Source organism: Streptomyces sp. CB02923, assembly GCF_001905005.1.
Taxonomy (GTDB): Bacteria; Actinomycetota; Actinomycetes; order Streptomycetales; family Streptomycetaceae; genus Streptomyces.
The window spans coordinates 790,578-803,737 of sequence record NZ_LWKZ01000001.1 but is presented as its reverse complement, the minus strand read 5'-3'; the positions used below and the strand labels follow the sequence as shown (position 1 = coordinate 803,737).

General features: G+C 68.0%; 12 protein-coding genes. 9 read left to right on the top strand and 3 right to left on the bottom strand.

Features of this window, described 5'->3' with window-relative positions; all coding sequences use genetic code 11:
• The first annotated feature begins 59 nt into the window (after positions 1 to 59).
• The 6 genes from typA to A6A06_RS03335 all read left to right on the top strand — a co-directional run bounded on the left by typA (position 60) and on the right by A6A06_RS03335 (position 8,182).
• Complete coding sequence (gene typA, locus A6A06_RS03360; RefSeq protein WP_073758582.1) at positions 60 to 1,964, top strand: translational GTPase TypA; 1,905 nt, start codon at positions 60 to 62, stop codon at positions 1,962 to 1,964.
• A 491-nt stretch (positions 1,965 to 2,455) separates the two neighbouring features.
• Entirely contained in the window at positions 2,456 to 4,081 is a 1,626-nt protein-coding gene (locus tag A6A06_RS03355; protein ID WP_073758580.1) for a peptide ABC transporter substrate-binding protein, read from the top strand.
• Positions 4,082 to 4,176: 95 nt separating this feature from the next.
• Complete coding sequence (locus A6A06_RS03350; protein ID WP_073758578.1) at positions 4,177 to 5,103, top strand: ABC transporter permease; 927 nt, start codon at positions 4,177 to 4,179, stop codon at positions 5,101 to 5,103.
• Positions 5,096 to 6,088 carry an ABC transporter permease gene (locus A6A06_RS03345; RefSeq protein WP_073758576.1) on the top strand — a complete coding sequence of 331 codons (993 nt, stop codon included), beginning with the start codon at positions 5,096 to 5,098 and terminating at the stop codon, positions 6,086 to 6,088. Before A6A06_RS03350 ends, A6A06_RS03345 begins: the two co-directional genes overlap by 8 nt.
• Before the next feature lie 11 nt (positions 6,089 to 6,099).
• Positions 6,100 to 7,137: an ABC transporter ATP-binding protein gene (locus A6A06_RS03340; protein ID WP_073758574.1), complete on the top strand. Its 1,038-nt coding sequence runs from the start codon at positions 6,100 to 6,102 to the stop codon at positions 7,135 to 7,137.
• On the top strand, positions 7,130 to 8,182 hold the full coding sequence (locus A6A06_RS03335; RefSeq protein WP_073758572.1) for an ABC transporter ATP-binding protein: 1,053 nt from the start codon (positions 7,130 to 7,132) through the stop codon (positions 8,180 to 8,182). The genes A6A06_RS03340 and A6A06_RS03335 overlap by 8 nt, the downstream gene beginning before the upstream one ends.
• Positions 8,183 to 8,282: 100 nt before the next feature.
• Here A6A06_RS03335 and A6A06_RS03330 read toward each other — a convergent pair whose 3' ends face one another.
• Positions 8,283 to 8,684 (bottom strand): ATP-binding protein, encoded by a 402-nt coding sequence (locus A6A06_RS03330; RefSeq protein WP_073758570.1) that lies wholly within the window; start codon positions 8,682 to 8,684, stop codon positions 8,283 to 8,285.
• 134 nt (positions 8,685 to 8,818) lie between these two features.
• On the opposite strand from A6A06_RS03330, the gene A6A06_RS03325 reads away from it, so the two are divergent.
• From A6A06_RS03325 to A6A06_RS42505, 3 genes are all read left to right on the top strand, one after another.
• On the top strand, positions 8,819 to 9,682 hold the full coding sequence (locus A6A06_RS03325) for a helix-turn-helix domain-containing protein (RefSeq protein WP_073758568.1): 864 nt from the start codon (positions 8,819 to 8,821) through the stop codon (positions 9,680 to 9,682).
• A 10-nt stretch (positions 9,683 to 9,692) separates the two neighbouring features.
• Positions 9,693 to 9,893 carry a DUF397 domain-containing protein gene (locus A6A06_RS03320; protein ID WP_073758566.1) on the top strand — a complete coding sequence of 67 codons (201 nt, stop codon included), beginning with the start codon at positions 9,693 to 9,695 and terminating at the stop codon, positions 9,891 to 9,893.
• Between the two features lie 72 nt (positions 9,894 to 9,965).
• Positions 9,966 to 10,643: a hypothetical protein gene (locus tag A6A06_RS42505; RefSeq protein WP_073758564.1), complete on the top strand. Its 678-nt coding sequence runs from the start codon at positions 9,966 to 9,968 to the stop codon at positions 10,641 to 10,643.
• Positions 10,644 to 10,774: 131 nt separating this feature from the next.
• Here the strand turns inward: A6A06_RS42505 and A6A06_RS03310 are convergent, their stop codons facing one another.
• Together A6A06_RS03310 and A6A06_RS03305 are read right to left on the bottom strand one after the other, a co-directional pair.
• Positions 10,775 to 12,139: a hypothetical protein gene (locus A6A06_RS03310; RefSeq protein ID WP_073758562.1), complete on the bottom strand. Its 1,365-nt coding sequence runs from the start codon at positions 12,137 to 12,139 to the stop codon at positions 10,775 to 10,777.
• Entirely contained in the window at positions 12,136 to 13,155 is a 1,020-nt protein-coding gene (locus A6A06_RS03305) for an ATP-grasp domain-containing protein (protein WP_073758560.1), read from the bottom strand. Before A6A06_RS03305 ends, A6A06_RS03310 begins: the two co-directional genes overlap by 4 nt.
• Positions 13,156 to 13,160: the final 5 nt, after the last annotated feature.

Genomic DNA, 13,160 nt, shown 5'->3' with positions numbered 1-13,160 from the left:
CAGGTACACGTACCGGACCGTACGTGCCGCCACCCACGATCCGGGAGAAGCGCCGCAGTATGCCCACGCGCCACGACATTCGTAACGTCGCCATCGTCGCTCACGTCGACCACGGCAAGACCACGCTGGTCGACGCCATGCTCAAGCAGGCCGGCTCCTTCGCCGCGCACGCAGCCGAGTCGCTCGACGACCGCATGATGGACTCGAACGACCTGGAGCGTGAGAAGGGCATCACGATCCTGGCCAAGAACACGGCGGTGAAGTACCACCCCAAGGATGGCGGCGACGTCATCACCATCAACATCATCGACACCCCCGGCCACGCCGACTTCGGTGGCGAGGTCGAGCGCGGCCTGTCGATGGTGGACGCGGTCGTGCTCCTGGTGGACGCCTCCGAGGGCCCGCTGCCGCAGACCCGCTTCGTGCTGCGCAAGGCGCTGGACGCGAAGATGCCGGTCATCCTGTGCATCAACAAGACCGACCGCCCGGACTCCCGGATCGCCGAGGTCATCGACGAGACCTACGACCTGTTCCTGGACCTGGACGCGGACGAGGACCAGATCGAGTTCCCGATCGTCTACGCCTGCGCCCGTGACGGCGTCGCCTCGCTGACCAAGCCGGAGGACGGCACGGTCCCGCAGGACAGCACCAACCTGGAGCCGTTCTTCAGCACCCTGCTGGACACCGTCCCGGCCCCCGAGTACGACGAGTCGGCGCCCCTCCAGGCCCACGTCACCAACCTCGACGCGGACAACTTCCTCGGCCGTATCGCGCTGCTCCGTGTCGAGCAGGGCGAGCTGCGCAAGGGCCAGACCGTCGCGTGGATGAAGCGCGACGGGTCGGTCCAGAGCGTGCGCATCACCGAGCTGATGATGACCGAGGCGCTCACCCGCAAGCCCGCCGAGGTCGCGGGCCCCGGTGACATCTGCGCCGTCGCCGGCATCCCCGACATCATGATCGGCGAGACGCTGGCCGACCCGGAGAACCCGGTCGCGCTGCCGCTGATCACGGTCGACGAGCCCGCCATCTCGATGACCATCGGTACCAACACCTCGCCGCTGGTCGGCCGTGGCGGCACCGGCAAGGGCGCGGACGCCAAGGCCGCGACCAAGGACCGCAAGGTCACCGCCCGCCAGGTCAAGGACCGCCTGGAGCGCGAGCTGATCGGTAACGTCTCGCTGCGCGTCCTGGAGACCGAGCGCCCCGACGCCTGGGAGGTGCAGGGCCGCGGTGAGCTGGCGCTGGCCATCCTGGTCGAGCAGATGCGCCGCGAGGGCTTCGAGATGACCATCGGCAAGCCGCAGGTGGTCACCAAGGAGGTCGAGGGCAAGACCTTCGAGCCCGTCGAGCGCATGACCATCGACGTGCCCGAGGAGCACATGGGCGCCGTCACGCAGCTCATGGGCGTCCGCAAGGGCCGGATGGACAACATGTCCAACCACGGCTCCGGCTGGGTCCGCATGGAGTTCGTCGTGCCGTCCCGCGGCCTGATCGGCTTCCGTACGGAGTTCCTGACCAACACCCGCGGCACCGGCATCGCGCACTCCATCCACGAGGGCCACGAGCCCTGGTTCGGCACGCTGAGCACCCGTAACAACGGTTCGCTGGTCGCCGACCGGTCCGGCGCGGTCACCGCCTTCGCGATGACCAACCTCCAGGAGCGCGGCGTGCTGTTCACCGACCCCGGCACCGAGGTGTACGAGGGCATGATCGTCGGCGAGAACTCGCGCGCCGACGACATGGACGTGAACATCACCAAGGAGAAGAAGCTCACCAACATGCGCTCCTCCTCGGCCGACTCGTTCGAGGCGATCGTGCCGCCGCGCAAGCTCTCGCTGGAGCAGTCGCTGGAGTTCTGCCGCGACGACGAGTGCGTCGAGGTCACCCCGGAGGCGGTCCGTATCCGCAAGGTCGTCCTGGACCAGAAGGAGCGCGGCCGCACCGCTTCGCGCGCCAAGCGGTAACACCGCCGCGGCACCGGGAAATCACGCTGGGTAATTCCCTGCGGGTGACCGGCGATTACGCTCCGAGAGCGCCCCATCGGATTTCTGATCCGGTGGGGCGCTTTCCGTTTGCGGGCGCGGCTCGGCTATTAGCCCCTTCATGCTTACGGTGTCAACGGGATTCCGGTTGCGATCCGGCCATGGTGAGTCCGAATTGCGGACGAAGATCATCATGCGACGCGTCGGCGGTCCGTTTCGTTACCGTCTGGATGGTTTGGTTTGTCCGGATTCCGAACTCCTGGAAAACGGATGTGACCAAACCGAGACCCCTTACACGTGGTTTATGGGGCGAAGGTGACTAAGACTGGGGTGCATTGAGCTCGGGTCAATGGGTCACGCGCTGTGGGGAGCGCCGACTCACGAGCAGCAGGAGCTGGTCGCTGGCTGTCAGGGGTGTCAGCTGCGGGCAGCTCCTTTCCATGTAGTGAATGGACTCATGAGGAGGCAGTCCCATGCGCGGTGCCAAGAGCGCCACTTGGGTGGCAGGTGCCATAGCGGTGGCGATGACCGCCACGGCCTGTGGAGGCGGCAGCGGTAGCGGAGGAAAGGCGGCCGTTGACCCCAACGGCACCTACACCTACTACAACACCGAGCCGCAGAACCCGCTGATCCCGACCAACACGAACGAGGTCGGTGGCCACTACATCCTCACCAACCTCTTCCGCGGCCTGGTGGACTACGACGCCAACGGCAAGCTGCGCCTGCAGAACGCGGAGAGTGTCGAGTCCTCGGACAACCAGCACTTCACGGTCAAGCTGAAGAAGGGCTGGAAGTTCCACAACGGCGAGCCGGTGACCGCCGCCTCCTACGTGGACGCATGGAACTGGGGCGCGAACGCGAAGAACGCGCAGCTGAACTCCTCCTGGTTCGAGCCCATCAAGGGCTTCGAGGAGATCCACCCGGCGAAGGGCGACCCCGAGACCGACAAGATGTCGGGCCTGAAGGTCGTCAACGACAACGAGTTCACCATCGAGCTGTCGAAGCCGGTCTCCACCTTCAAGGAGCGTCTGTTCTACGACGCCTTCCTGCCGCTGCCCAAGACGTTCTTCAAGGACCCCAAGGGGTTCGGTGAGCACCCGGTCGGCAACGGTCCGTACCAGCAGGACGGGAACTGGGAGCACAAGGTCCAGTTCAAGACGAAGAAGTACGCCGACTACAAGGGCACGGACAAGCCCAAGAACGGCGGCGTGACCTTCAAGTTCTACAACACCGACGACAGCGCCTACAACGACCTGGTCTCCGACAAGGTCGACATCATGTACAAGGTCCCGAACTCGGCGACCAGCAAGTTCAAGGCCGACCTCGGCGACCGCGCGGTGAACGAGCCCTACGGCGGCAACACCACCATCGGTTTCCCGATGTACGACAAGGAATGGTCGAAGCCGGAGAAGGCCAAGGTCCGCCAGGGCCTGTCCATGGCCATCGACCGCGAGACCATCGTCAAGACCGTGCTGAAGGACGCCTACGACGCGGCCGACGGCTGGGTGCCGAAGGTCGTCGAGGGCTACAAGAAGGACGCCTGCGGCGAGTTCTGCAAGTTCAACCCGGCCAAGGCCAAGGAACTGATCAAGGCAGGCGGTGGCGTCCCCGGCAACAAGATGACCATTGCCTTCAACAACGACGGCGGCCACCGTGACTGGGCCGAGGCGGTCTGCAACGACATCAAGCAGAACACCGGTGTGAACTGCTCCGCCCAGCCGCGTCCGACCTTCCAGCAGGTCCGTAACGAGATCACCGGCAAGAAGCTGGACAGCGCCTTCCGTATGGCCTGGGTCCACGACTTCCCGAACATCTCCAACTTCGTCTCCGAGCAGTACCGCACCGGAGCCGGCGCCAATGACATGGGCTTCTCCGACCCCGCGCTGGACAAGCTGATGGACGAGGCCAACAGCGCCAAGACCATCGAGGAGTCCAACAAGATCTACGGTCAGGCCGAGGCCAAGCTGGCGGAGCAGATGCCCTCCATTCCGCTCTTCTTCGACCACACCCTGGGCGGTTACTCGAACAACGTGCAGAACGTGAAGTTCGACACCTTCCGCCAGGCGATCTGGACCGACGTCGAGGTCAAGAAGAAGTAATCGGGACGCTGCATGTGACGCAGGCCCAGTAGCCGCCCGCCCCACCCACCCCCGGGGCGTGGCGGCCGCTGGGCCCGTCAGCGACAGGAGGAACCATGGGGCGCTACGTCGCGAGGCGACTGCTCCAGATGATCCCGGTCTTCATCGGGACCACTCTGCTCATTTTCTTGATGGTGTATTCGCTGCCGGGCGACCCCATCAAGGCACTTTTCGGCGACAAGGCCGCCGACCCGGCCACGGTCGCCAGACTGCGGCACCAGTTCGGGCTGGACCAGCCCATGCTGACCCAGTACTGGAACTACCTGACCGGCCTGTTCAAGGGCGACTTCGGTCAGAGCTTCACCGGCCGTCCGGTCGCCGACCTGATCGGCGAAGCCTTCCCGGTGACCATCCGGCTGGCGCTCTACGCGTTCGCCATCGAGGTCGTCGTCGGTATCGCGCTCGGCATGCTCACCGGCCTCAAGCGCGGCAAGTTCATCGACCAGCTGGTCCTGGTGCTCACCCTCGTCGTGATCTCGGTCCCGGTGTTCGTGCTCGGCTTCCTCGCCCAGTTCTTCCTGGGCCTGAAGTGGCAGCTGATCACACCGACGGTTCAGGACTCCATGAACCTGGGGCAGCTGACCGTACCGGCGATCGTGCTCGGCGCCCTGTCGCTCGCGTACGTCACCCGGCTCACCCGTACCACCGTCGCGGAGAACCTCCGCGCCGACTACATGCGCACCGCCCTCGCCAAGGGCCTGCCGAAGAGCCGGCGCCTGGGCGTGCACCTGATGCGCAACTCCCTGATCCCGGTGGTCACCTTCCTCGGCACCGACCTCGGCATGCTGATGGGCGGCGCCATCGTCACCGAGGGCATCTTCAACGTCCAGGGCATCGGCAACACGCTGTACCGGGCGATCCAGACCAGCGAAGGCCCCACCGTGGTCGGCATCGTGACGGTGCTCGTCCTCATCTACCTCGTGAGCAGCCTGGTCGTGGACCTGCTGTACGCCGTTCTGGACCCGAGGATCCGCTATGCCTGAGAAGACAACAACCGTGAACCCCGGCAGCGTCGCGGGTCCGGGCACCACCGGCGACACCGTGGACCTGGCGGCACCCGGCGTCGGCGCTGCCGCGGCCGAGGCCGCCGGCGGTGGCCCCAACAAGCCCCGCAGCCTCGGCCAGGACGCGTGGCGCGAGCTGCGCGCCCGGCCGATGTTCTGGATCGCCGGCGTGCTGCTCGTCCTGCTGATCCTCATGGCGATCGTGCCGTCGCTGTTCACGGGCGCCGACCCCGCCCACGCCGACCTGCGCAACCACTACCTCGGCGAGCCCCAGTGGTCGCACCTGTTCCAGGTGGACTGGTTCGGCTACAACAAGCAGGGCCAGAGCGTGTGGGCCCGTACGGTGTACGGCGCCCGCGCCTCGATCATCGTCGGTGTCTGCGTGACCTTCGCGGTCACCGTCTTCGGCGGCCTGCTCGGCATGCTCGCCGGCTACTTCGGCGGCTGGGCCGACGCCCTCCTGTCGCGCATCACCGACGTGTTCTTCGGCATTCCGCTGCTGCTCGGCGCGCTCGTACTCCTCCAGGCGTTCACCAACCGCACCGTGTGGACCGTGACCCTGGGCCTGTCCGTCTTCGGCTGGATGCAGCTCGCCCGCGTCATGCGCGGCGCGGTCATCACCCAGAAGCAGTCGGACTTCGTTACGGCGGCCAAGGCGCTCGGCGCCGGACACAGCCGCATCCTGTTCAAGCACATCCTGCCGAACGCCATCGGGCCGGTCATCGTCGTCGCCACCATCGCGCTGGCCGGCTACATCTCCGCCGAGGCCACGCTGTCCTACCTGGGCATCGGCCTCCAGCCGCCGGCCATCTCCTGGGGCGTGGACATCTCCGCGGCCAAGGACGTGCTGCGCGACGCCCCGCACGTCCTGCTCATACCTTCGGCGTTCCTGAGCATCACCGTGCTGGCGTTCATCCTCCTCGGCGACGCGGTGCGCGACGCCCTCGACCCCAAGCTGCGCTGAGGGAGGCGTACGTGACCACCACTACCAAGACCGCGGACGTTCCCGCACAGGGGACGGACGCCGAGGACAGCGGTCCGCTGCTCGACGTCCGTGACCTGCATGTCGAATTCCACACCCGGGACGGCGTCGTCAAGGCCGTCAACGGTGTCAACTACAACGTCAGCGCCGGCGAGACGCTCGCCGTGCTCGGCGAGTCCGGCTCCGGCAAGTCCGTCACGGCGCAGGCCGTGATGGGCATCCTGGACATGCCGCCGGCGAGGATCCCGCAGGGCGAGATCCTCTTCCGCGGCCAGGACATGCTGAAGATGTCGCCGGAGGAGCGCCGCCGGGTCCGCGGCGCCAAGATCGCGATGATCTTCCAGGACGCGCTGTCGTCGCTGAACCCGGTACTGACCGTCGGCTACCAGCTCGGCGAGATGTTCCGGGTCCACCAGGGCATGTCCAAGAAGGACGCCAAGGCCAAGGCCGTCGAGCTGATGGACCGGGTGAAGATCCCGGCCGCGGCGGCCCGGGTCTCGGACTACCCGCACCAGTTCTCCGGCGGTATGCGCCAGCGCATCATGATCGCCATGGCGCTGGCCCTGGAGCCGGACCTGATCATCGCGGACGAGCCCACCACGGCGCTCGACGTGACGGTCCAGGCGCAGGTCATGGACCTGCTGGCGGACCTCCAGCGCGAGTACAACATGGGCCTGATCCTGATCACCCACGACCTGGGTGTGGTCGCCGACGTCGCCGACAAGATCGCGGTGATGTACGCGGGCCGGATCGTCGAGAACGCTCCCGTGCACGAGCTGTACAAGAACCCCGCGCACCCGTACACGCGCGGCCTGCTCGACTCCATCCCGCGCCTGGACCAGAAGGGCCAGGAGCTGTACGCGATCAAGGGCCTGCCGCCCAACCTGCTGAACATCCCCACGGGTTGCGCGTTCAACCCGCGCTGCCCCAAGGCGCAGGACGTCTGCCGTACGGAGGTGCCGCCGCTGCACACCGTCGCCGACGGCCGCGGCAGCGCGTGCCACTTCTGGGAGGAGACGATCAATGGCTGAGCCGAAGAAGGACACGCGGCGCGAGCCCATCCTCGAAGTCCGCGACCTGGTCAAGCACTTCCCGCTCACCCAGGGCATCCTGTTCAAGAAGCAGGTCGGCGCCGTCAAGGCCGTCGACGGCATCTCCTTCTCCCTGTACGAGGGCGAGACCCTCGGCATCGTCGGCGAGTCCGGCTGCGGCAAGTCCACGGTCGCCAAGCTGCTGATGAACCTGGAGCGGGCGACGTCCGGCGAGGTCTTCTACAAGGGCGAGGACATCTCCAGGCTGTCGGGGCGCGCGCTGAAGGCCGTGCGCCGCAACATCCAGATGGTGTTCCAGGACCCGTACACCTCGCTGAACCCGCGGATGACGGTCGGCGACATCATCGGCGAGCCCTTCGACATCCACCCGGAGGTGGCGCCGAAGGGTGACCGGCGCAAGAAGGTCCAGGACCTGCTGGACGTCGTCGGCCTCAACCCGGAGTACATCAACCGCTATCCGCACCAGTTCTCCGGCGGTCAGCGCCAGCGCATCGGCATCGCGCGCGGCCTGGCGCTCAACCCCGAGATCATCATCTGCGACGAGCCGGTGTCGGCGCTGGACGTGTCCGTCCAGGCGCAGGTCATCAACCTGATGGAGAAGCTCCAGGACGAGTTCAACCTCTCCTACCTCTTCATCGCCCACGACCTGTCCATCGTCCGGCACATCTCCGACCGGGTCGGGGTCATGTACCTCGGCAAGATGGCGGAGATCGGCACCGACGGGCAGATCTACGACCACCCGACCCACCCGTACACCCAGGCCCTGCTCTCCGCCGTCCCGGTCCCGGACCCGGAGGCGCGCAACGGCCGCGAACGCATCATCCTCTCCGGCGACGTGCCGTCCCCGGCCAACCCGCCGTCGGGCTGCCGCTTCCGCACCCGCTGCTGGAAGGCCCAGGACAAGTGCGCCGAGGAGGTGCCCCTGCTCGCCGTACCGGAGCGCTTCGCCTCCACGGACAGCCTGGCGGCACACGACTCGGCCTGCCACTTCGCCGAGGAGAAGGACGTGGTCGGCGCGGCCTGAGCCGGCCCGTACGCGTGTACGTGGGGGCGCCCGGAGCTTCGTGCTCCGCGCGCCCCCGTACGCGTTCCCGGCCGCAGACCTCCCGCCGGCCACCGCGGCGCTACGACCTCTCCCCTTTGGGCACCACGGTGAACCACACCGCTTTGCCGTTCGGACAGTCCCGCACCCCCCAGCTGTCGGCACAGGCCTCCACGATCCCGAGCCCCCGCCCGTACTCCTCGTCGGCCGCCGCCTTCTGCCGCTCCGGGACGCCCGGCCCGGTGTCCCACACGGCGATCGTGAGGTCGAACGGCGAGCGGTCCACACTCACATAGGCATCGGTCTTCGCATACTGGTACGAGTTGGTCACCAGCTCCGACACCATCAGCTCCGCCGTCTCCACCAGGCAGCTCAGCCCGGCCCCGTCCAGAATGTGCCGCAACGCGGCCCGGACGACACCCACCGCCCGGGGATCATGCGGAATGAACAAGCCGTAGGACCAGGTCTCGCTGGGCGTGCGCATGAGGCAGCCTCCAGGTGAATGCAGTCTGTAACTGGTGCCACACGTACGGTAGCGACTAGGGTTGTCTATTCACAACCCCATTGCTGTCATGTGGAGTTGCGGAATACTGCCCGCGAGCATCGAGGGAGGGACCGATGGGCCTGCGCGCCAACCCCACGTACCGACAGCGACGCTTCGGGGCGGAAGTCCGGAAGCTGCGCGAGCGCGCGAAGCTGTCGGTGGGGGAGAGCGCCGCCGTGATGGGGATGCACCAATCGCACATCAGCAATGTCGAGAGCGGGCGCACGAGCCTGTCCGCCGAGCGGCTGCGCCGGCTCGCCGACGAGGCGGGGGACATCGACGCCGCGTACGTCGACGCCCTGACCGACCTCGGACAGCAGTCCGGAAAGGGCTGGTGGAGCCTGTACCGCCACAGCGTCCGGGCGCCGCTGCTCGACTTCGCCGAGCTGGAGGCGGGAGCCGAGACCATCTCCTGCTACGAGCCGATGTTCGTCCCCGGCCTGCTGCAGACGAGGGCGTACGCCACCGCCGTACACCGCGGCGGATACGTGGAGGTGCCCCGCAGCGCGGAGACGGCCGCGGTGGAATTCCGGCTGGAGAGGCAGCGGGTCCTCTCGGCGGAGGGGGCGCCGAGGCTGCATGTGGTCGTGCACGAGGCCGCGCTGCACGTTTCCCTCGGAGGCCGCCAGCTCATGCGGGACCAGCTGCTGCGCCTGGTCGAGGCGTGCCACCTGCCGAACGTGACACTCCAGGTGCTGCCCTTCGACGGGCCGGTGCCCTTCGGCGCTCCCTTCACCGTGATGATGCCGCCCGTGCGGGAACTGTCGACGGTGGTGGTCCCGCACGTCGAGAATTCCCTGTACCTGGGGGAAGTTGACGCCGTCCACCGGTATGCACAGACGTTCGCTAAGCTGGCGGAGGCGGCACTTCCGCCCGCGGCGCGGCATGCCAAGGACACGGTCAGGCTCATCGAGCGACTCCTGTACCCCCTGCTCTGAGAAGGTGTACATGTCCCGGTTCGAGTGGCAGAAGTCCAGCTTCAGCGAAGGGCACACCGAGGCCTGCGTCGAGGTGGCGGCCGGCCCCGGCGGAAGCCGTCGGGTGCGCGAAAGCACCGGACCCGAAACGGTGCTGGGAGTGTCCGCGGAAGCTCTGGCCGGACTGCTCCGCACGCTGAAAGCAGGAATGCCCGACCGGCCCTCCGGATGATCCACAGGCGAGTCCGGGGCGGTCGGCGCAGACTGGAGGCGTAGGTTCGTTCCACCGGGTGGGGTGAGGCCCATGCGCCGCCATGGCATCACGACGTCCGCCGCCGTTCTCGCGGCGGCCGCGACCGTGCTGGCGGGCTGCGGCTCCTCCGGCGGGAGCGCGCCGGACGGCGGGGAAGCCACGGTCACCAGCACCCGTACGGTCACCGGGGAGCCGACGCCCACGCCCTCGGGCACGGGGACGGCCGGGACCCCCGCGTCACCGGAGCCGGGGCCGACGACCACCGTGCGGGACGCCGCATCCGTCGTCGAGGACTACTACGCGGCCGTCAACGCCCGCGACTTCCGCCGCGCCTGGGACCTCGGGGGCAAGCGCCTCGGCGGCTCCTACTCCGCCTTCGTGGCGGGCTTCGCGGACACCGTCCGCGACACCGTGCACATCGTCGGTGTGAGCGGTGACGTGGTGACCGTGACGCTCGAAGCCGGGCAGCGGGACGGTTCCGTGCGGTCCTTCGCCGGTACGTACACGGTTCGCGACGGGGGCGTCGTCGCCGCCGACATCCGGGCGGTGGCGAGTCCGACGCCGGATGACGGGGGCGGGAGCCGGGGCGCGTACCCTCCCGGGCCGCCGGCCGGTGTGCCGGATGTCGACTGTTCGGATCTTGGCGGGCCCGTGCATGTCGGGCCCGACGATCCGCACCGTCTGGACCGGGACCACGACGGGGACGGGTGCGAGCCGGACGAGGAGTGACCGCAGGGCCGGCCGGAATGCCTCGTCGGGGCTGCCGCGTCGGGACGCCATGCGGCCCCGGCCGTCGGTGGACGGGCGGGGCCTGCGGGGAGCGGTGGAGAACCGCCGGGGGCGGATGCGGCGTGGCTGCCTCAGCCCGGTAGCGGGCGTGCGGCGAACATTACGCCGGCCTCCGCTCCCCTCGACATGTTGAGCACCAGGTTCCCGCTGTTCACGTCGGCCTGGCGCAGCAGCGCACCGGCGTACTCGTCGTCGAACACCAGGGGGCCGAGGGACATGTGGTGCTCACGCTCATGGGCGCCGTCGAAGGAGCGGTACCGCCACAGGTCCGCCAGCCGCGCCTGGCAGATCCACCCGTCGCCGGACGCTGCCGCGGTGTCCAGCAGCGTCCGCCACTCCGCGTCGGACAGCCGGTCGCCGAAGTGGATGCCCCGTCCGCCGTACTCGGACGCGGGTTTGAGGACCAGGCCGTCCTTGCCCTCCAGCGCCTCCTGGTACGTCTCCGGGGTGACCCGGAACGTCCTGGGGACGTAGGCGCGGATCAGGGCCAGCTCGCTGTCGGTGAAGTACTTCCCGAACGCGGGCGAGGTCAGCACCTCCAGGTTCTGCTTGTTGTCGAACAGGACGCTGACCAGCGGCGCGAAGAAGTCGATCCGGCCGTCGGCGTCCGCGTCGACGAGCGCGGTGGTGACGTCCCGCGGCACGAACCTCCGGGTCTCCGACCAGGTGTACATGGCGAAGACGACGTCGATCCGCCGGCCGGCCGAGAAGACGCCCTCGGCGCGGACGTCGAGATCGTGCACGAGCCCGTTGGCGTAGTCGAACCCGTGCGAGCGCACGAGCCGTTCGAAGGCCGTGCGTCCCGCGTTGATGTCCGCGCTGTCGGCGATGGCCTCGTAGATCACCGGCCGGCGGTCTCCCTGCGCCGAGGCCCGGACCAGCTTCCGGAACGCCGCGCCCCAGACGCGCGACATGTCGGGGGCCACCGCGTCGATGCCCTGGCTGTGCAGGTAGCGGTGGAAGTCCGAGTCGCGGAAGTGGCGGGCGTACGGATCGAGGGTGTTCAGCCCGCCGAGGTTGGACGAGACGTTGATCTCGACCAGCTTCGGGCCGTCGGCGGTCATCACGAAGTCCGGCCGGGCGAACTGCCGGGCCACCCGCATGCCGCGTGCCGACAGCGCGTGCCGGATCAGCGCCGCGTCCTCGGGCGCCAGGTCCAGGAACTCCATCCACGCCCCGACGTCCGAGCCGTAGACCCGCTCCGGTATCGAGTACAGCAGGCGCAGGATCTCCCGGGAGGCGTCGGCCACCTCGGCCACGAACTCCTCGGAGAAGAGCGGGGGCGGGAAGAAGTACGGCCACGCCTTCCGGTGGACGGCCGCCTTGAACCGGTCGACGTCCTCCAGCGCCGCGGGGCCGTTCTCCGCCAGATACCGGTCCCAGCTCCCGGCGGCCGCGCGGCTGAGCGGGGCGCGCTCCCCCGCGTCGCGCGTCACGCGGAGACCGGCTTCACACGGCCGTCGCGCTCCAGGGCCGCCAGCAGGTGCTTGATGACGTCCGGCGCCTTGTCCACTCCGGTCGAACGGATCGTCCAGTTAATGGCGCCCGGGTTCTCCAGGTTCAGTTCCAGGACGTAGGGGAAGGCCAGGTCGATGCCGGCGAAGTAGATGCCCTGCTTCATCAGGGAGGCACCGAGCTCGCGGCAGTAGGCCTCCTCGTCGTCGGTCAGGACCAGCTCCGCGAACTTGTTGCCGAGGGTGGCGTTGGCGCGGTGGTCGTCGTCGTTGTGGAACCGGCGGAAACCGCAGATGGGCTCGCCGCCCGCCAGGAGGACGCGCTTCTCGTTCTCCTTGACGGTCGGTACGTACTCCTGCATGGTGACGTACTTCCGGGACAGGCCGATGTTCGAACGCCCGTAGTTCTCGTACCGGGAGACCTCGTTGCCGGTCGCCGACTGCAGCAGGGCGCGGTGGTTCTTCTCGCGGGCGTTGAGGAAGTAGATGTCGGCTCCGCAGCCCTCGTTGCCCGGCTTGATGATCCAGGAGCGCTCCGGGTCCGAGGTGACGACACCGTGGAGGTCGTCGAACTGGCTGGAGACGTACGACTCCGGAAGGTGGTCCCGGTCGATGCCGGCCGGCAGGGCGATCTTGCTGTTGAGGAAGAGAACCGACGCCGCGTCGTTGACGAACGGAACCCGCTGGTTGAGCACCCAGAGCAGCTGGTAGGTCTCCAGGAACAGGGTGGGGTGCGGGCTGGTGAGCAGCCAGACCAGGTCGAAGGATTCGGCGCTGCGCCGCCTGAGCAGCTTGTGCGGGAACGGTTCGCCCGACGCGTACTCGCGGTCGAACGCGAACATGTCGCACATGACGGTGCCCGCCTGGACGCCCAGCGTCTCGATGTCCGCGACATGCACCTCGTGCCCGGTGCGCACGAGGCCGTTCGGAATGAGCAGGTGGTTGTCGAGACGGTACTCGTCCATGCGGGAGACGAAGACGAGGATCTTGTGGCCCATGGTGA